General features: G+C 58.9%; 15 protein-coding genes. 7 read left to right on the top strand and 8 right to left on the bottom strand.

What is annotated here, in order from left to right; all coding sequences use genetic code 11:
* Window positions 1-22 precede the first annotated feature (22 nt).
* The gene (locus ACW9HW_RS06550) at window positions 23-1,315 is read right to left on the bottom strand and encodes a murein hydrolase activator EnvC family protein (protein ID WP_095192301.1); all 1,293 of its coding nucleotides are present in this window, start codon (window positions 1,313-1,315) and stop codon (window positions 23-25) included.
* Window positions 1,316-1,544: 229 nt separating this feature from the next.
* The gene (gene gpmI / locus ACW9HW_RS06545; protein ID WP_095192300.1) at window positions 1,545-3,074 is read right to left on the bottom strand and encodes a 2,3-bisphosphoglycerate-independent phosphoglycerate mutase; all 1,530 of its coding nucleotides are present in this window, start codon (window positions 3,072-3,074) and stop codon (window positions 1,545-1,547) included.
* A 153-nt stretch (window positions 3,075-3,227) separates the two neighbouring features.
* Here gpmI and ACW9HW_RS06540 point away from each other — a divergent pair, with 153 nt between their 5' ends.
* The 3 genes from ACW9HW_RS06540 to secB are packed head-to-tail and all read left to right on the top strand — an operon-like array spanning window position 3,228 to window position 4,426.
* Window positions 3,228-3,641: a rhodanese-like domain-containing protein gene (locus ACW9HW_RS06540; protein ID WP_095192299.1), complete on the top strand. Its 414-nt coding sequence runs from the start codon at window positions 3,228-3,230 to the stop codon at window positions 3,639-3,641.
* A gap of 1 nt (window position 3,642) precedes the next feature.
* On the top strand, window positions 3,643-3,897 hold the full coding sequence (gene grxC / locus ACW9HW_RS06535) for a glutaredoxin 3 (RefSeq protein WP_137804061.1): 255 nt from the start codon (window positions 3,643-3,645) through the stop codon (window positions 3,895-3,897).
* 43 nt (window positions 3,898-3,940) lie between these two features.
* Window positions 3,941-4,426: a protein-export chaperone SecB gene (secB, locus tag ACW9HW_RS06530; RefSeq protein WP_095192297.1), complete on the top strand. Its 486-nt coding sequence runs from the start codon at window positions 3,941-3,943 to the stop codon at window positions 4,424-4,426.
* Window positions 4,427-4,554: 128 nt separating this feature from the next.
* Here secB and trmL read toward each other — a convergent pair whose 3' ends face one another.
* A complete protein-coding gene (gene trmL / locus ACW9HW_RS06525; RefSeq protein ID WP_207260659.1) occupies window positions 4,555-5,010 on the bottom strand; it encodes a tRNA (uridine(34)/cytosine(34)/5-carboxymethylaminomethyluridine(34)-2'-O)-methyltransferase TrmL in 456 nt (151 codons plus the stop codon).
* Here trmL and ACW9HW_RS06520 point away from each other — a divergent pair.
* A complete protein-coding gene (locus ACW9HW_RS06520; RefSeq protein ID WP_137804064.1) occupies window positions 5,009-5,449 on the top strand; it encodes a hypothetical protein in 441 nt (146 codons plus the stop codon). The genes trmL and ACW9HW_RS06520 overlap by 2 nt on opposite strands.
* A 552-nt stretch (window positions 5,450-6,001) precedes the next feature.
* Here the strand turns inward: ACW9HW_RS06520 and ntrC are convergent.
* The 4 genes from ntrC to glnA form a co-directional block, all read right to left on the bottom strand.
* On the bottom strand, window positions 6,002-7,438 hold the full coding sequence (gene ntrC, locus ACW9HW_RS06515) for a nitrogen regulation protein NR(I) (protein ID WP_047536349.1): 1,437 nt from the start codon (window positions 7,436-7,438) through the stop codon (window positions 6,002-6,004).
* Complete coding sequence (gene glnL / locus ACW9HW_RS06510) at window positions 7,435-8,520, bottom strand: nitrogen regulation protein NR(II) (RefSeq protein ID WP_056852211.1); 1,086 nt, start codon at window positions 8,518-8,520, stop codon at window positions 7,435-7,437. Before glnL ends, ntrC begins: the two co-directional genes overlap by 4 nt.
* A 366-nt stretch (window positions 8,521-8,886) precedes the next feature.
* Window positions 8,887-9,396, bottom strand: coding sequence for a DUF4124 domain-containing protein (locus ACW9HW_RS06505; protein ID WP_095192294.1), 510 nt, complete (start codon window positions 9,394-9,396; stop codon window positions 8,887-8,889).
* A 285-nt stretch (window positions 9,397-9,681) separates the two neighbouring features.
* Window positions 9,682-11,088 carry a type I glutamate--ammonia ligase gene (gene glnA, locus ACW9HW_RS06500; protein ID WP_095192293.1) on the bottom strand — a complete coding sequence of 469 codons (1,407 nt, stop codon included), beginning with the start codon at window positions 11,086-11,088 and terminating at the stop codon, window positions 9,682-9,684.
* 328 nt (window positions 11,089-11,416) lie between these two features.
* On the opposite strand from glnA, the gene thiI reads away from it, so the two are divergent.
* Together thiI and typA are read left to right on the top strand one after the other, a co-directional pair.
* Window positions 11,417-12,871, top strand: coding sequence for a tRNA uracil 4-sulfurtransferase ThiI (gene thiI, locus ACW9HW_RS06495; protein ID WP_095192291.1), 1,455 nt, complete (start codon window positions 11,417-11,419; stop codon window positions 12,869-12,871).
* 139 nt (window positions 12,872-13,010) lie between these two features.
* Window positions 13,011-14,831, top strand: a complete 1,821-nt coding sequence (gene typA, locus ACW9HW_RS06490; RefSeq protein WP_040063516.1) for a translational GTPase TypA — start codon at window positions 13,011-13,013, stop codon at window positions 14,829-14,831.
* Window positions 14,832-15,045: 214 nt separating this feature from the next.
* Here typA and ACW9HW_RS06485 read toward each other — a convergent pair whose 3' ends face one another.
* On the bottom strand, window positions 15,046-15,483 hold the full coding sequence (locus tag ACW9HW_RS06485) for a YkgJ family cysteine cluster protein (protein WP_095192290.1): 438 nt from the start codon (window positions 15,481-15,483) through the stop codon (window positions 15,046-15,048).
* Window positions 15,484-15,739: 256 nt separating this feature from the next.
* Here ACW9HW_RS06485 and ACW9HW_RS06480 point away from each other — a divergent pair, with 256 nt between their 5' ends.
* Complete coding sequence (locus tag ACW9HW_RS06480) at window positions 15,740-18,190, top strand: glycogen/starch/alpha-glucan phosphorylase (protein ID WP_095192289.1); 2,451 nt, start codon at window positions 15,740-15,742, stop codon at window positions 18,188-18,190.
* The last annotated feature ends 184 nt before the right edge of the window (window positions 18,191-18,374 follow it).

Below are 18,374 nucleotides of genomic sequence, written 5' to 3'. Positions count from 1 at the left end.
ACTCCTGAAGTAGGTAGCGCGCTTATCCTTGCGCGCGACACCATTGCGCCGGATCACTCGGGTGACCCTGCTGACGAATCGCAAAATACAAAGCTGGCGTGTCCTGCCCACCACTGTTACCGACAGTGGAGATGGACTCGCCGGCTTTTACCACGTCACCCGCAGACTTGAGCAGTGTCTGGTTGTGACCGTAAAGACTCAAGAAACCGTTGCCGTGATCCAGAATCACCAGCAGGCCGGCGCCACGCAACCAGTCGGCGAACACCACGCGGCCACCGTGTACCGCATGCACTGCGCTGCCAGCCGATGCGCCGATCATCACGCCGTCCCATTTGGTCCGGGCATCGTCGCCACGGCTTTCACCGAAGCGTGCAAGCAGTCGACCGTCGACAGGCCATGGAAGTTTGCCGCGGCTTGAAGCAAAAGGTCCGCCGAAGGTTTCGCCTGAGCTTGAAACCAAAGCGCCGGGTGTCGATTTGATGGGTTTGCGTGGGGCGTCAGTGGCCTCTGCTTGAGCCTGAGCCTCACGTAAACGCTTTTTTTCGGCTTCCTGCTGGGCGATCAGCGCTTTCTGCCGCGCCTCTTCTGCCTCACGAGCCTGGCGGGCCAGGGTTTCTTCAATGGTTTTAAGGACTTTAGACAGGTCCGCCTGATCCTGCTCGCGGGCTGCCAGTTTCTGGTCGCGGGCTTTCACGTCGTCATTGAGCCTGGCCAGGACTTGCTGGCGTTCCTGGCGGACTTTGTCGAGTTCGTCGCGCTGGCTGTCGAGGCTGCTTTTCTGCACCAGCAACTGGGCCTGCTGCTTGGCGATGTCCTGCTCGACGTTGGCCAGTTGGCGCAGGGTTTCATTGAAATTCTTCAGCTGCTCCAGGCGGGCCTGGCTCAGGTAGTCGTAATAGGTGAGGGTACGGGCGAATTTTTCAGGATTCTGCTGATTGAGCAGCAGCTTCAAGTATTCCTGACGACCGTTCTGGTAGGCCGCCCGGGCCTGGATCGCGATCAGTCTTTGCTGTTCAGTGCGTGCGCTCTGGAGTTTTTTTTTCTCCGCGTCGAGTCGCTGCAGCTCGGATTCGCTCTTCTTCAGCTCTTTTTGCAGGGCATCGACCTGCTTCTCGAGCTTGCCCATCTCGGTCTCGGTGCCTTTGAGATCCTTCTGCACGCCGGATTTTTCTTCCTGCAGTTTGCCCAGCAGCTTTTTCAGCTCGGCAATGTCCTGACGCGTGGCGTCCAACTGTTGTTGGGTTTGCGCGCGCTCGTCAGCGAAGGCCGGTTGGAGCAGGCAAGTCAGAGCAAGGGCTATCAGGACGCGAAGCATAGAGGCGGGCGACACCAGGGAAAGGGACAGCCTAGTATGCCCGCCCCACGCTGCAAAAAAAACGCCCAAATGGGGTTGTGTGATAACTGGCCCGAAAAACACTGAAGATCAATGTGGGAGCGAGCCTGCTCGCGAAAGCGGCGTGTCAGGCAACGTTGATGTCGACTGACAGTCCGTATTCGCGAGCAGGCTCGCTCCCGCAGGGTATTGCGGCGTTTGTAAGTCCGGATTACACCAGGATCGATGTCCCGGTCATTTCCGCCGGTTTTTCCAGGCCCAGCAGCTTCAGCATGGTCGGTGCCACGTCCGCCAGCACGCCGCCTTCGCGAACCTTGAGGTCACGCTTGCCGACATAAATGAACGGCACTGGCTCGGTGGTGTGCGCGGTGTGCGCCTGACCGGTGGTTTCGTCGGACATTTGCTCGACGTTGCCGTGGTCGGCGGTGATCAGCGCTTCGCCGCCGACTTTTTCCAGGGCATCGACAATGCGGCCGACGCACTGATCCAGGCATTCAACGGCTTTCACCGCGGCTTCGAATACACCACTGTGGCCAACCATATCGCCATTGGCGTAGTTGACCACGATCACGTCGTAACGCTGGTTTTCGATGGCATCGACGATACGGTCGGTGACTTCCGGCGCACTCATTTCCGGTTGCAAGTCGTAAGTGGCGACTTTAGGCGATGGAATCAGGATGCGTTCTTCGCCCGGGAAGGGTTCTTCGCGACCACCGGAGAAGAAGAAGGTTACGTGAGCGTACTTCTCGGTTTCAGCGATGCGCAACTGGGTCTTGCCGTTTTTCGCCAGGTAGTCGCCCAGCACGTTTTCCAGGCTGCCAGCAGCGAAGGCCGATGGCGCTGGGATGCTGGCGGCGTATTGGGTCAGCATCACGAAGCCGGCCAGTTTTGGCTGACGGCTGCGCTCGAATTCCTTGAAATCGTCTTCGACGAAAACGCGGGTCAGCTCGCGGGCACGGTCGGCGCGGAAGTTCATGAACACCACGGCGTCACCGTCTTCGACTTTCACCGGCTCGCCGATAGAAGTGGCTTTGACGAACTCGTCGCTCTCGCCCCGCTCGTAGGCGGCTTGCAGGCCTTGCTGTGCGGTGGCGGCGTTGAATTCGCCAGCGCCATCGACGATCAGGTTGTAGGCCTGGGACACTCGATCCCAGCGGTTGTCACGGTCCATCGCATAGTAACGACCGATGAGGCTGGCGATGCGGCCTTTGCCCAGTGCCTGGAAGGTGGCATCCAGCAGTTCGATCGACGATTGCGCGCTTTTCGGTGGCGTGTCGCGGCCGTCGAGGAAGGCGTGCAGGTAGATTTTTTCCGCGCCGCGTTTGGCGGCCAGCTCGGCCATGGCCACCAGGTGATCCTGGTGGCTGTGCACGCCGCCATCGGACAGCAGGCCCATGAAGTGCACGGCCTTGCCGGCGGCAACGGCTTTATCCACCGCGGCGCATATGGTCGGGTTCTCGAAGAACTCGCCGTCGCGGATCGATTTGGTGACGCGAGTGAAGTCCTGGTACACAACGCGACCGGCGCCGAGGTTCATGTGGCCGACTTCGGAGTTGCCCATCTGGCCATCCGGCAGGCCGACGTCCATCCCGCTGCCCGAGATCAGGCCGTTGGGCACAGTGGCCCATAGACGGTCCAGCACGGGCTTCTTCGCTGCAAAAATCGCGTTGGATTCAGGGCTTTCACTGTGACCGAAGCCGTCGAGAATCATCAGGACCAAAGGTTTGGGCGTGGTAGTCATGGAATCCACTCTGGCTTAAGTTAAAAGAGGCGATGGAAAAAGGGAGTCGCAGTTTAAAGCGAAGTTCCGGCCACGTCACCGCCGGACGGGGTTTGGCCCACCATGGGGGCTGTGTATACTGGCCGACATTTTAACGCCCTGGAACCTCCTTCGATGGTTGCTAACCTGATTCAATTTGCCACCAACCACTACATTCTCGTCGGTATCTTTGTCGTACTGCTGGCACTGCTGATTGCCTATCAGTTGCAAGGCGGCGGCCGCAGCCTGAGCACTGGCGAACTGACGGGCCTGGTCAACAAAGACGCAGGCGTGGTGATCGACATCCGTCCGAGCAAGGACTTCGCCGCCGGTCACATTGTTGGCGCGCTGAACATTCCTCACGACAAGCTGGCTGCTCGCGTTGGCGAACTGGAAAAACACAAGGCCAAGACCATCATCCTGGTCGATGCCATGGGCCAGACCGCCGGCACCCACGCTCGCGAACTGGTGAAGGCCGGCTTCACCGCCGCCAAGTTGTCCGGTGGTGTTTCCAGCTGGAAAGCCGACAATCTGCCGCTGGTGAAGTGATATGAGCCACGTCGTCGTCTACTCCAGCGATTACTGCCCTTATTGCTCGCGAGCCAAATACCTGCTCGAGAACAAAGGCGTGGCCTTCGAAGAGATCAAGGTCGATGGCAAACCGCAGGTGCGCGCCGCCATGGCTCAGAAAGCCGGACGTACGTCCGTGCCGCAGATCTGGATCGGCAGCACCCACGTCGGTGGCTGTGATGATTTGTTTGCCCTGGAGCGCGCCGGCAAGCTCGACGCGATGCTCAAGGCCTGAATTCCGTACCCAATAAAAGACCCAAGATCAGAAAGGATCTGAGATGACTGACCAACAGAACACTGCAGCTAGCGAAGAAGAAACCGCACCGCAATTCTCCTTGCAGCGCATCTACGTACGTGACTTGTCCTTCGAAGCCCCGAAAAGCCCGGCGATCTTCCGCCAGCAGTGGGAGCCGAGCGTCGGTCTGGATCTGAACACCCGTCAAAAGGCGTTGGAAAACGATTTTCACGAAGTCGTTCTGACCTTGTCGGTTACCGTGAAGAACGGTGAAGAAGTAGCGTTCATCGCTGAAGTGCAACAGGCCGGGATCTTCCTGATCAAGAACCTGGACGCGCCTTCGATGAGCCACACCCTCGGTGCGTTCTGCCCGAACATCCTGTTCCCGTACGCTCGTGAAGCACTGGACAGCCTGGTGACCCGTGGTTCGTTCCCGGCCCTGATGCTGGCGCCAGTGAACTTCGACGCACTGTACGCACAAGAGCTGCAACGCATGCAGGCGGCTGGCGAGACGCCTACCGTTCAGTAAGCGGTCTCAGGCAAGCGATATCAATGTGGGAGCGAGCCTGCTCGCGAATGGGGAGTATCAGATGACATCCATGTCACCTGACACACCGCCTTCGCGAGCAGGCTCGCTCCCACATTTTGTTTCGGGTGTTATTTGAAGCCGTTCTGCCGCCATGCTTCGTAAACGGCCACCGCCACGGTATTGGACAGGTTCAGGCTGCGGCAGCCTTCACGCATCGGCAGGCGCAGGCGTTGTTCGCCGGGCAGGGCGTCCAGCACTTCGGCCGGCAGGCCCCGGCTTTCCGGGCCGAACAGGAACGCATCTCCCTCCACGAAGCTGGCGTCGTGGAACGGTCGCGAGCCCTTGGTGGTGAAGGCGAACACTCGTGGGTTACCCAGGCTTTCCAGGCAACTGGCCAAGTCAGCGTGGCGTTGCAGGGTGGCATACTCGTGATAGTCGAGGCCGGCCCGGCGCAGGCGCTTGTCGTCCATCTCGAAGCCCAGCGGTTCGATCAAATGCAGGTGGCAGCCACTGTTGGCGCACAGCCTGATAACGTTGCCGGTATTCGGCGGAATTTCTGGTTGGAAAAGGATGACGTGAAACATGCACGGCTCCGAAGGTAAAGATGAGCGGCATTCTACGCCGCAACCCGATCCTCGTTCGAAACTATTCCCGCGAGTGATGGCATCGCTGGCGATTGTCGGGGTGATGGTGGGGCTGATGATCGGTCGCCTGACCACACCCGACCCCAGCGAATTGCAGCAGGTCGAGGTGACGAATGACGGGTTGGTGGTGTGGTTCAACAACGAACCCAAGACCCACGGCGAGATCGTCGACGGCAGCGTCGCGTTGTTGTTCGAAGCGCAAGGCAAGGCGCAGCAAGGTCAGCTCAAGCTCAACGACAAAAGCGTGAACTGGCGGGTGCGTTCGAGTGACGGGGGATTGTTGCTGACGGCGGTGGCGGCCCGGCCCCTGCAAGGGGAGTGGACCGGCAGCGAAGTCGATGACCGCTGGCGGCTGGAGATCCATCTCCGGGAGCAATAAAAGAGGGAATCCCCGGCCTGCCTGTACCAAGGTTCCCAAAACGGCAGGGTTCGCGCATGGCGTCGTGAACCCGGTGTAAAGAGGGAATCCCCGGCCTGCCTGTACCAAGGACCCCAAAACGGCAGGGCTCGTCGCTTATGCGGTGTGAGCCCGGTGTAAAGAGGGGAATCCCCGGCCTGCCTGTACCAAGGTCCCCGAAACTGGGTAGTGAACTGAATCACTGATGAGACTATTGCAGGGGGCGTGCCAGGTTTTAACAAGTTGAAACAGAAAGGCGCATAGAAATGCTGAGAGCCCCGTAATCCGGGGCTTTCGTGTTTTTTCGATAGGGGTTCGATTGCGAACGGAGGCGGGATTTCGGATCAGTTTCCGTGCGCGATTGCGGTTCACGGTGCATTCGTGCGGTGCACAGTGGCCCTAAAAGCTTCGCGAGCAGGCTCGCTCCCACAAGATGCGGTGGTGTTCACTCAATAGTGAAAACACTGCAAATCCACTGTGGGAGCGAGCCTGCTCGCGAATGGGATGTGACGGTCAGTGAAGAACCAAGGCTAATTAGCCCTCATCCCCCTCATCATCATCCCCACCATCAACCTTCATCCCCAATTCCTTGATCTTGCGCGTCAGGGTATTACGCCCCCAGCCCAACAAGACCGCGGCGTCGCGACGACGGCCTGCAGTGTGCTTGAGGGCCGTTTCGATCATGATCCGCTCGAAGGCCGGCACGGCGCTGTCCAGCAGGCTCGACTGACCGCGGGCCAGCGCCTGGTCGGCCCACTGGCGCAGCGCCTGCTCCCAGTTGGTCACGGGTGCCGAGTCCTGCGGCAGGCTCAGCAGCTCCGGTGGCAGATCACCGATGTGCACTTCGCGACCGGAAGCCATCACCGTGATCCAGCGGCAGGTGTTCTCCAGCTGACGCACGTTGCCGGGCCATGGCAGGTTTTTCAAGTATTCCTCGGTTTCGTTCTTCAGCAGTTTTGGCTCGACGGCCAGTTCTTGCGCGGCGCGGCTGAGGAAGTGCTTGGCCAGGGTCGGGATGTCTTCACGACGGTCCGACAGGCGCGGGATGTGGATGCGGATCACGTTGAGACGGTGGAACAAGTCCTCACGGAATTTCCCGGCATGAACCAGGGTTTCCAGATTCTGGTGGGTCGCGGCGATGATCCGTACATCGACCTTCACTGGTACGTGTCCGCCAACCCGATAGAACTCACCGTCGGCCAATACCCGCAGCAGGCGGGTCTGGGTGTCGGCCGGCATGTCGCCGATTTCGTCTAGGAATAGCGTACCGCCGTCCGCCTGCTCAAAACGTCCGCGACGCAGGTTGGCGGCACCGGTGAACGCGCCTTTTTCGTGGCCGAACAGCTCGGACTCCATCAGGTCTTTCGGGATCGCCGCCATATTCAGCGCGATAAACGGCGAAGCCGCACGCGGACTGTGGCGGTGCAAGGCATGGGCCACCAGTTCTTTACCGGTCCCTGATTCGCCGTTGATCAGCACGGTGATGTTGGAGTGGCTCAAGCGCCCGATGGCGCGAAACACTTCTTGCATCGCTGGCGCTTCACCGATGATCTCCGGGGTGCGGGTCAGGGTCGGAGCGACTTCCAGGCCTTGCTGTTCCTGGGCGTGCTGGTTGGCGCGCTTGACCAGCGAGACTGCTTCGTCGACATCAAAAGGCTTGGGCAGGTATTCGAACGCGCCACCCTGGTAGGACGCGACAGCGCTGTCCAGATCGGAGTGCGCCGTCATGATGATCACTGGCAGTCGTGGGTGTTGTTCGCGAATCCGCGCCAGGAGATCCAGGCCGCTGGCGCCAGGCATGCGGATGTCGGAAATGATCACGTCCGGCTGCTGGCGCGCCAGTCGGCTCATCACGCCATCGGCGCTGTCGAAGCTCTGCGTGGTCATGCCTTCCTGTTGCAAGGCTTTTTCCAGGACCCAACGGATAGAACGGTCGTCATCGACGATCCACACGGTTTCACTACGGCTCATGTCGATGTGGCTCCTTGTTCCAGTGGCAGAAAGATCGAGAAAGTGGTGTGGCCGGGGTGGCTGTCACATTCGATCAGGCCCTGGTGCTGGCTGATGATGTTCTGGGTAATGGCCAGGCCGAGCCCGGTACCGTCCGGACGACCGCTGACCATGGGAAAAAAGATGGTTTCCTGGAGTTCGGCAGGAATGCCCGGCCCGTTGTCGATGATTTCGATCTTGGTCACCAGGCGGTGACGCACATGGCCGATGGTGAATTGCCGCATGGCACGGGTGCGCAGGCTGATGCGGCCCAGGCGCAGTTCGTTCTGGCTGCTGATGGCCTGCATCGCATTGCGCACGATGTTCAGCACGGCCTGGATCATCTGTTCGCGATCGATCAATACATCGGGAATGCTCGGGTCGTAATCGCGCACCAAAGTGATGCAGCCCTGGCTTTCGGCCTCGACCAGATGACAGACGCGCTCCAGCACTTCGTGGACGTTGCACATGGCCAGCGACGGCAGCTTGTTGGAGCCGAGCATGCGATCTACCAGATTACGCAGGCGGTCGGCTTCTTCGATGATGACGTTGGTGTAGTCGCGCAAGCTTTCTTCCGGCAGCTCACGGGCGAGTAACTGCGCCGCGCCACGAATACCGCCCAGCGGATTCTTGATTTCGTGGGCGAGACCGCGCACCAGCATCTTGCTGGTTTCCTGCTTCGACAGCTGTGCTTCTTCCTTGGTGATGCGCAGCAGGCGGTCGCGGGGATGTACTTCAAGCAGCAGCAGTGTGTCGCCATTGCTCAGGATCGGCGTGACCGCGTAATCCACCGTCAGGGTCTGGCCGGTGAGCGCGGTGAGCATTGCTTCACGCTTGGTGAACGGATGCGCCTGCTGGACGGCCTGACGCAACGAGTTCAGTGCCTCGGTGGATTCGGTGAACAGCTCGCTGATGAATTGACCATGGCTTCGCTGGCCGCTGATGGCCAGGAGCATCTCCGCCGCCGGGTTCATGTACTCGAGTCGCAATTCGGCGTCGAGCAGGATGGTGGCGGTTGTCAGGTTGTCGAGTAGCAAACGATGCAGTGCGTCGCTGATGGTCATTCAGGACCTCTTTTGGCGCATGGATAAAGAGCTGATACCAGGAAACTGCAAAAACCAAACCAAGGCTCCGAAAAGAAGCGTTCAACGCCTGAAACGGGCGTTTGACGCTCGATTGCGTGGCGTTCGATCGGACTTGGCGGGTACTTTCGAACCAAAATGGGTTGGATTTCGAGCGCGGTGCAACCATTCGCACCAATATAGTGCGCAAAGCTGAACAAGGTTAGAAAATCGGCAGGAACCGGCTTTTTCTTCGGCTGGTTTATCGATGAGCGGACATTCCGGCCATTGGCCGTCTTCAATGGACGTGACGACCATCGCTGACGCAGGCAATGCGAGCAGGCAGGGAGGCAATCAGCAGTCAGGGCTTCAGCGCTTGTGTACCCGTTGCACGGTAAAGGTCACGGTGGGGCTTTGCTGGATCACGGTTGCGCCGTCAATCACTTGCACCGCGAGGCTGTGCAGGCCACGGTCGATGTTCACCAGTTGCAGGGCCGGTACGTTGCCTGGCTGGCCGTAAGGGTTGCCGTCCAGCAGAAGCCGGAACAGGTGCGAGCCTTTCAGGTGTGGTTTGATCAGCACATTGACGGTAAACGTGCCGTTATTCGCGCGCAGGGCTTCGGTGGTGGGCAGGCCCGTGAGTTCGAGTAACTCGTAGGCGCTCTGAGGTTGTTTGCGGGCTTCGGCGGCGGGTGAGGGGTTGCCGGTTGGCTGGGTTCCAACACTGTTGAGCGGTGGCAACTCGACCGGCTGAGCCCTCACGCCATCCGGCGGTTGATTGCTGTAGGCGGTATTGCCATCGGAATCTGTGTACTTGTAGATCTGTGCTGAGGCGGGCAGGGCGATCAGTAGCAGGATGAAGAGAAAACAGCGACCCATAAAATCGACCGGAAGCAAAAAAAACGTTGGATTGCAGCATAGAGCAGGAAGGGTGGTTGGCCTAGCTTGTTAACAATTGGATATGGATTTGCCAGTTGTCCCCTGTGGGAGCGAGCCTGCTCGCGAAGGCGGACTTGCAGGCGACAACTGTTTTGAATGTACAGGCCTCTTCGCGAGCAAGCTCGCTCCCACCGGGGGTCTTCAGTGGTCGTTGAATCGCGGGCATAAAAAAGGCCTCCCTAAGGAGGCCTCTTTTTTCACGCCGCTTGCGCAGGCGTCACTGGATTAGCAGCTGTAGTACAGGTCGTATTCCAGTGGGTGTACGAAAGTACGTACCTTGATTTCTTCTTCGCTTTTCAGAGCGATGTAAGCGTCGATGAAGTCGTCGGAGAACACGCCGCCTTTGGTCAGGAACGCACGACCTTTGTCCAGCTCTTCCAGGGCTTCTTTCAGGCTGCCGCAAACTTGTGGGATCTCTTTCGCCTCTTCAGGCGGCAGGTCGTACAGGTTTTTGTCAGCGGCATCGCCAGGGTGGATCTTGTTCTGGATACCGTCCAGGCCAGCCATCATCAGTGCTGCGAAGCACAGGTATGGGTTGGCAGCCGGATCCGGGAAGCGCGCTTCGATACGGCGCGCTTTCGGGCTCGACACGTAAGGAATGCGGATCGAGGCGGAACGGTTACGGGCGGAGTAGGCCAGCATTACCGGAGCCTCGAAGCCTGGAACCAGACGTTTGTAGGAGTTGGTTGCCGGGTTGGTGAAGCCGTTCAGAGCCTTACCGTGCTTGATGATGCCGCCGATGAAGTACAGAGCGGTATCGGACAGGCCGGCATAGCCTTCGCCTGCGAAGGTGTTCTTGCCGTCTTTCCAGATCGACATGTGAACGTGCATACCCGAGCCGTTGTCGCCGTACAGAGGCTTAGGCATGAAGGTAGCGGTGCGGCCGTAGGCATCGGCAACGTTGTGCACGACGTACTTCAGGGTTTGGGTTTCGTCGGCTTTCTTCACCAGGGTGTTGAACTTGACGCCGATTTCGTTCTGGCCGGCAGTTGCCACTTCGTGGTGGTGAACTTCGACGGTCAGGCCCATTTCTTCCAGTGCGTTGCACATGGAGGTGCGGATTTCGTGGTCGTGGTCGAACGGCGGAACCGGGAAGTAGCCACCTTTGACGCCTGGACGGTGACCTTTGTTGCCGCCTTCCACGTCCTGGTCGGACATCCACGAACCTTGTTCGGAGTAGATCTTGAACATGGAGCCGGAAATGTCGGACTTGAACTTCACTTGGTCGAAGATGAAGAACTCTGGCTCTGGACCGGCGTACACGGTGTCACCGATGGCGGTGGACTTCAGGTACTCTTCGGCGCGCTTGGCGATCGCACGTGGGTCGCGGTCGTAGCCTTGCATGCTCGAAGGTTCGATGATGTCGCAGACCAGGATCAGGGTCGGCTCTTCGGTGAACGGGTCCAGTACGGCAGTGCTGTCGTCCGGCATCAGGATCATGTCGGAGGCTTCGATGCCTTTCCAGCCAGCAATGGAGGAACCGTCGAACATTTTGCCGACTTCGAAGAAGTCTTCATCCAGCGCATCGCGAGCCGGCATGGTCACGTGGTGCTGAGTGCCGCGGGTGTCCGTGAAGCGCAGATCAATCCACTTGACGTCATGATCTTTGATGAGTTGAACCGACTTCGACATAGTGTCCTCCGGGTGGATTAGGGCGGGTAGTGGATGCCCTTAAATGTTTGTGATGCCGGCGCGAATACTCTGCCAAGGCAACCTGCCTCACAAGGGAGCAAATTGCATGCCAGTGCCCCAGCATGGGTTTTTTGCCCCAATTTCACGCTTATAGAGGTGCAAAGCGTCTTAAAACGGAAATCCTCGCCCCTTAATGTAGCGTGGAAAGCGGAAAGTGACCCGTTTTGGTGCGTGCAAAACCTTCTGCACATTAACTGGTTAAACCTTGAGCAATTTCCGCTATAATCCGCGCCCCCCTTTTTCGGCTGGCCCAGCGCGCGCTGTTTTCATGAAACTAATCGTAAAAGTCTTTCCCGAGATCACCATCAAGAGCCGCCCGGTACGGATGCGTTTCATCCGCCAATTGGCCAAGAACATCCGTGCCGTGCTCCGCGATCTGGACCCGGCTGTGGTGGTGAACGGCGTATGGGACAACCTCGAGCTGGAAACCCGCGTCAGCGACCCCAAGGCCCTGAAAGAGATGGGCGAGCGCCTGAGCTGCATGCCCGGCATCGCGCACTTCCTGCAAATCGACGAATACCCGCTGGGCGATTTCGACGACATCGTCGAAAAGTGCAAGCAGCACTACGGTGATGCACTGGCCGGGAAGATCTTCTCGGTACGTTGCAAGCGCGCTGGCAAGCACCCATTCAGCTCCATCGATATCGAGAAATATGTCGGCAGCCAGTTGCGCCGTCAGTGCGGTGCTGCCGGGATCGACCTGAAAAAGCCGGAAATCGAAGTCCGCATCGAAGTTCGCGACCAACGGTTGTTCGTGATCCACAGCCAGCACAATGGCATCGGCGGATATCCGCTGGGCGCGCTGGAGCAGACGCTGGTGCTGATGTCCGGCGGTTTCGACTCCACCGTCGCTGCCTACCAGATCATGCGCCGCGGGCTTATGGCGCATTTCTGCTTCTTCAACCTGGGCGGACGTGCCCACGAACTGGGCGTCATGGAAGTCGCGCATTTCATCTGGAAGAAGTACGGCAGCTCGCAACGCGTGTTATTTGTCAGTGTGCCGTTCGAGGAAGTGCTGGGAGAAATTCTCGGCAAAGTCGATAACAGTCATATGGGCGTAGTATTGAAGCGTATGATGTTGCGCGCTTCCTCCCAAATTGCCGATCGACTGCACATCGAAGCGCTGGTCACTGGTGAGGCGATCTCCCAGGTGTCGAGCCAGACGTTGCCGAACCTGTCCGTGATCGACTGCGTGACCGACAAGCTGGTCTTGCGTCCGCTGATCGCCAGTCACAAGCAGGACATCATCGACACGGCCAACGAAATCGGCACTGCCGATTTTGCCCGGCACATGCCGGAGTATTGCGGGGTCATTTCGGTCAATCCGAAGACCGCCGCCAAGCGCTACCGCGTGGAGCACGAAGAGAAAGAATTCGACATGGCAGTCCTTGAGCGTGCGCTCGAGAACGCCAAGCTGGTGCCGATCGATCGCGTGATCGATGAATTGGGCCAGGACTTGCAGATTGAAGAAGTCAGCGAAGCGCTGGCCGGTCAGATCGTGATCGACATCCGCCACCCGGATGCCGCCGAGGATGACCCGCTGGAACTCGCTGGTATCGAGGTACAAACGATGCCGTTTTATGCTCTGAACGCTCGTTTCAAGGAACTGGACCCTACTCGCCAGTACCTGCTGTATTGCGACAAAGGCGTGATGAGTCGCCTGCATGCCCACCATTTGCTCAGTGAGGGGCATGCCAATGTGCGCGTTTATCGACCGAGCTAAGTGCCCGGGGCTGTTTGCCTGTGGCCTGCGTCACCGGCCCCCCGATGCCACCGTCAAGCTGTAACGGCTTTCACGGACGCTACTGTTAATCGCTGCCAAGACTTGTCAGCACACCGAATCCTCTGATCGAGATACACAAGTGATCGAAAATCTACGCAACATCGCCATCATTGCCCACGTTGACCATGGTAAAACCACCCTGGTAGACAAACTCCTGCGTCAATCCGGCACCCTGGAGCGCAACGAGCTCAACGACGAGCGCGTGATGGACTCCAACGACCAGGAAAAAGAGCGCGGTATTACCATTCTGGCGAAAAACACCGCCATCAACTGGAACGGCTACCACATCAACATCGTGGACACCCCGGGCCACGCCGACTTCGGCGGCGAAGTTGAACGCGTAATGTCGATGGTCGACTCCGTTCTGCTGCTGGTTGACGCTCAAGACGGCCCTATGCCGCAAACCCGTTTCGTGACCAAGAAGGCGTTCGAAGCCGGCCTGCGTCCAATCGTGTGCATCAACAAGGTTGACCGTCCAGGCGCGCGTCCGGACTGGGTTCTGGACCAGATCTTCGACCTGTTCGACAACCTGGGTGCCACCGAAGAACAGCTGGACTTCAAAGTCGTCTACGCCTCGGCCCTGAACGGTATTGCCGGTCTGGACCACAACGAAATGGCTGATGACATGACCCCGCTGTACCAGTCGATCGTCGACAACGTACCGGCGCCGGCTGTTGACCGTGACGGTCCGTTCCAGATGCAAATCTCCGCACTGGACTACAACAGCTTCCTGGGTGTTATCGGCGTTGGCCGTATCGCTCGTGGTCGCGTCAAGCCGAACACTCCGGTTGTGGCGATCAGTGCTGACGGCAAGAAGCGTAACGGTCGTATCCTGAAGCTGATGGGTCACCACGGTCTGCACCGTGTCGACGTTGAAGAAGCAGCTGCCGGCGACATCGTGTGCATCAGCGGTATGGACGAGTTGTTCATCTCCGACACCCTGTGCCAGCTGGACACTCCAGAGGCGATGAAGCCTCTGACCGTTGACGAGCCAACCGTTTCCATGACCTTCCAGGTCAACGACTCGCCATTCTGCGGTAAAGAAGGCAAGTTCGTGACTTCCCGTAACATCAAGGAACGTCTGGACAAAGAGCTGCTGTACAACGTTGCACTGCGTGTTGAAGAAGGCGACTCGGCTGACAAGTTCAAGGTTTCCGGCCGTGGTGAGCTGCACCTCTCGGTACTGATCGAAACCATGCGTCGCGAAGGCTTCGAAATGGCTGTAGGCCGTCCGGAAGTGATCATCCGTCTGGTTGACGGCGTGAAGCACGAACCGTACGAAAACGTCACCATCGACCTGCCGGAAGAATCCCAGGGCAAGGTGATGGAAGAGATGGGCCTGCGTAAGGGCGACCTGACCAACATGGTGCCGGATGGCAAAGGCCGTGTACGTCTGGAATACAACATCCCTGCTCGTGGTCTGATCGGTTTCCGTAACCAGTTCCTGACCCTGACCAACGGTGCTGGCATCCTGACCTCGATCTTCGACCGTTACGACGTGATGAAGTCCGGCGACATGTCCGGCCGTCAGAACGGCGTTCTGGTTTCGGTTGAAACCGGCAAGGCGCTGACCTACTCCCTGGAAACCCTGCAGGCACGTGGCAAGCTGTTTGTTGAACACGGTCAGGAAATCTACAACGGTCAGATCGTTGGTCTGAACAGCCGTGACAACGACCTGGGCGTTAACCCTACCAAGGGCAAGAAGCTCGACAACATGCGTGCTTCGGGTAAAGACGAAACCATCGCCCTGGTTCCACCTGTTCGCTTCACCCTGGAACAGGCTCTGGAATTCATCCAGGACGACGAACTGTGTGAAGTGACGCCTAAGTCCATCCGTCTTCGCAAGAAGATCCTGGACGAAAGCGAGCGTACCCGCGCTGCCAAGAAAGCCAAGGCGTAACTAGCCCCGGCTGAACGAAAACGCCCCCGGTCGAAAGGCCGGGGGCGTTTTTGTTTGTCCGGGATTTGTGCGGCGGTTTACTGGCCTCATCGCTGGCAAGCCAGCTCCCACAGGGTTTTGAGTGGGTACATGAAATTCGTGTACGACAACAATCGCTGTGGGAGCTGGCTTGCCAGCGATGGCGGCCGATCAGCCGCCAGAGTTTCAGGACAGATCAGAACCGCTCGATGGTCCGCGAATTACGCTCGCGCTCCACTTCCTTGGGCTTGTACGCGCAATACCCCGGCCGTGGGCCGATTTTCGGGTGATTGCGGCAAGTGTCGGGGCGCTTTTCATAAATAGTGCACAGACGGCTCTTACGATCCAGATAGTAGCAATCGTTGTTACTCATGCGCTGGAGGGTGAAGATGCCTGATTTCTGGTTGAAGCGTTCGACCAACCCTTCCTTCTGCAGACGCTTGGCGATGTTCTTCGGTGGATCGCCCAGCTCGAATTCGTCGACCACGCCGATACGGACCAGGTCCTTGATTTTGACCTCCACCGGCAGCGTGCAGCAGCTGGAGACACACGAGCCGCACATCGGGGCCGAATACTTGGCCCAGGTATCGAGACGGTCGATCTCGGCGGCGGCAATCAGGTTGGGCTTCATCATCGAGGGTTTTACCAGGCGTATGCATCAGGGCGCGCGATCATACCGGGACTGGTGGATTTTTGAACAACCTTTCGCCAGATTTTTTCTGCGTCGGCCAGCAAACCACTAATCCGGCACGGCCCCTGCATTGTTTGATGTAACCGAAAATGTATTGCCGATCGATTCGCATAACAGGAAAAACTGCCGAACCAGAGCCTCTACCGCCTGTCAGACCGTCTAGGCTCAGACAACTCCAAGCTCGCTCGAGGTCCTATCGATGACTCAAGAACCACTTGTTCGCGAAGCAGAGGTGGCCGCATTCCGCGACGCCGTCTTGACCAAGCTCACCTATGCGGTGGGCAAAGACCCGGATCACGCCTTCGACCATGACTGGTTCGAGGCCATCGCGCTGGCGGCGCGTGATCACATGGTCGAGCACTGGATGGACCACACGCGACAGATCTACCGCAAGGGTCAGAAACGCGTTTATTACCTCTCCCTGGAGTTTCTCATCGGCCGGCTGCTCTATGACAGTCTGAGCAACCTCGGCCTGCTCGACGTGGCCCGCGAGGCGATGACGGAGCTCGGTGTCGACATCGAACGCATTCGCCTGCTGGAGCCCGACGCGGCACTGGGTAACGGTGGCCTCGGTCGCCTGGCTGCGTGCTTCATGGAAAGCATGTCGACCCTGGGTATCGCCGGCCACGGCTACGGTATTCGCTATGAGCATGGCTTGTTTCGCCAGGCCATCGTCGACGGTTGGCAGCAGGAGCAGACCGAACACTGGCTGGATTTCGGCAACCCTTGGGAGTTCGAGCGGCCAGAGGTGGTTTACACGATCGCCTTCGGCGGCGGTGTCGAGACCGTGACCGATGACGCCGGCAAGTCAAAGCAAGTCTGGCACCCGGCAGAAACCGTTCGGGCCATTGCCTACGACACACCGGTGGTCGGCTGGCGCGGGGCGAGCGTGAACACCTTGCGTCTGTGGCGCGCCCGGGCCATGGAAGATTTGCACCTGGAGCGTTTCAACGCCGGTGACCACTTGGGTGCGGTCGCCGAAGTGGCCCGGGCCGAAAGTATCTCCCGCGTGCTCTATCCGGCGGACAGCACCGAAGCCGGCCAGGAACTGCGGCTGCGCCAGGAATACTTCTTCGTTGCCGCGTCCCTGCAGGACTTGCTGCGCCGCCATCGCAACATGCACACCTCGGTGCTGACCCTGGGCGACCACGCGGCGATCCAGCTCAACGACACCCACCCCTCGATTGCCGTGGCCGAGTTGATGCGTCAATTGGTCGACGTCTATGACGTGGCCTGGGACGCGGCGTGGCAGATCACGGTCGATACGCTGTCCTACACCAACCACACGCTGCTGCCCGAAGCGCTGGAAACCTGGCCGGTCGGTTTGATGGAGCGCATGTTGCCGCGGCACATGCAGATCATTTACCTGATCAACGCCCAGCACATCGACTCGTTGCGCGCCAAGGGCATCCACGATTTCGACGTGCTGCGTGCGGTGTCGCTGATCGAAGAAGACAATGGCCGTCGCGTACGCATGGGCAACCTGGCGTTCCTCGGCTCCCACAGTGTCAACGGCGTGTCCGGGCTGCATACGCAACTGATGCGCAAAACGGTGTTCTCCGAACTGCACAAGCTCTACCCGCAGCGGATCAACAACAAGACCAACGGCATTACCTTCCGCCGCTGGCTGTATCAGTCCAACCCGGAGTTGACCTCAATGCTGGTCGATGCTCTGGGGCCGGATGTGCTGGACAATCCCGAGGAGCGCTTGCTCGGCCTGGAGCCATTCGCCGAGAAGACAGCGTTCCACAAGGCCTTCGCCGAACAGCGCCTGCACAGCAAAAAAGCCCTGGCGTACATCATTCACGAACGGCTGGGGGTGGCGGTCAACCCGGCGGCGATGTTCGACGTTCAGGTCAAGCGGATCCACGAGTACAAACGCCAGTTGCTCAATCTGATGCACACCGTGGCGTTGTACCAGGCGATCCGCGCCGAGCCGGAAATCGACTGGGTGCCGCGAGTGAAAATCTTCGCCGGTAAAGCGGCGGCCAGTTATCACCAGGCCAAGCTGATCATCAAGCTGACCAACGACATCGCCCGGGTGGTGAACAATGACCCGACGGTGCGTGGTTTGCTCAAGGTAGTGTTCCTGCCCAACTACAACGTCAGCCTGGCGGAGAGCATCATTCCGGCGGCGGATTTGTCCGAGCAGATTTCCACGGCCGGTTTCGAAGCGTCCGGCACCAGCAACATGAAATTCGGCCTCAACGGTGCGTTGACCATCGGTACGCTGGATGGCGCCAACGTGGAAATGTGCGAGCGCATCGGTGCCGAGCACATGTTCATCTTCGGTCTCAGTGCCCAACAGGTTGAAGCACGCAAGCAGAACCACGAGTTCAGTGCGGTGCCGGACATCGCCGCCTCCCACCGGCTCAACGACGTGTTGCAGGCGATTCGCGGTGGGGTGTTCTCGCCGGATGACCCGTCGCGTTACACAGGGTTGATCGATTCATTGGTGGATTACGACCGCTTCCTGGTCTGCGCCGATTTCGATTCCTACTGGAACGCGCAGATGCGGGTCGAGGCCCATTGGCACGATTCGAAAGAGTGGTGGCGTTCAGCGGTGCTGAGCACGGCGCGGATGGGCTGGTTCTCGTCAGACCGGACGATTCGCGAGTACGCCACGGATATCTGGAAGGCGTTGGGCTGACTTTCAATAAACAATAATTGCGAGCAAGGCCCAGCGGCTGCCGGGCCTGATCGATATACTAAGCGTCAGTTTTACCGGGCGGCAGGGGACATCAAGAGTCAGGAAACTGCGCAGGCCAGTGTGGGAGCGAGCCTGCTCGCGAAGGCGGACTGACATTCAACATGAATGCTGAATGTCATGGCCC

The organism is Pseudomonas sp. SDO5532_S415, from assembly GCF_054071155.1.
This window is presented reverse-complemented; position numbering and strand designations above follow the sequence as displayed.

Bases quoted from the DNA above. Each gene is read 5' to 3' on its own strand.
- grxC (WP_137804061.1), top strand. From the start codon at position 3,643: ATGAGCCACGTCGTCGTCTACTCCAGCGATTACTGCCCTTATTGCTCG.
- ACW9HW_RS06485 (WP_095192290.1), bottom strand. From the start codon at position 15,483: ATGATGAAGCCCAACCTGATTGCCGCCGCCGAGATCGACCGTCTCGAT.
- ACW9HW_RS06480 (WP_095192289.1), top strand. From the start codon at position 15,740: ATGACTCAAGAACCACTTGTTCGCGAAGCAGAGGTGGCCGCATTCCGC.
- glnA (WP_095192293.1), bottom strand. From the start codon at position 11,088: ATGTCGAAGTCGGTTCAACTCATCAAAGATCATGACGTCAAGTGGATT.
- ACW9HW_RS06520 (WP_137804064.1), top strand. From the start codon at position 5,009: ATGCACGGCTCCGAAGGTAAAGATGAGCGGCATTCTACGCCGCAACCC.
- secB (WP_095192297.1), top strand. From the start codon at position 3,941: ATGACTGACCAACAGAACACTGCAGCTAGCGAAGAAGAAACCGCACCG.
- gpmI (WP_095192300.1), bottom strand. From the start codon at position 3,074: ATGACTACCACGCCCAAACCTTTGGTCCTGATGATTCTCGACGGCTTC.
- ACW9HW_RS06550 (WP_095192301.1), bottom strand. From the start codon at position 1,315: ATGCTTCGCGTCCTGATAGCCCTTGCTCTGACTTGCCTGCTCCAACCG.
- ntrC (WP_047536349.1), bottom strand. From the start codon at position 7,438: ATGAGCCGTAGTGAAACCGTGTGGATCGTCGATGACGACCGTTCTATC.
- ACW9HW_RS06540 (WP_095192299.1), top strand. From the start codon at position 3,228: ATGGTTGCTAACCTGATTCAATTTGCCACCAACCACTACATTCTCGTC.
- ACW9HW_RS06505 (WP_095192294.1), bottom strand. From the start codon at position 9,396: ATGGGTCGCTGTTTTCTCTTCATCCTGCTACTGATCGCCCTGCCCGCC.
- trmL (WP_207260659.1), bottom strand. From the start codon at position 5,010: ATGTTTCACGTCATCCTTTTCCAACCAGAAATTCCGCCGAATACCGGC.
- thiI (WP_095192291.1), top strand. From the start codon at position 11,417: ATGAAACTAATCGTAAAAGTCTTTCCCGAGATCACCATCAAGAGCCGC.
- glnL (WP_056852211.1), bottom strand. From the start codon at position 8,520: ATGACCATCAGCGACGCACTGCATCGTTTGCTACTCGACAACCTGACA.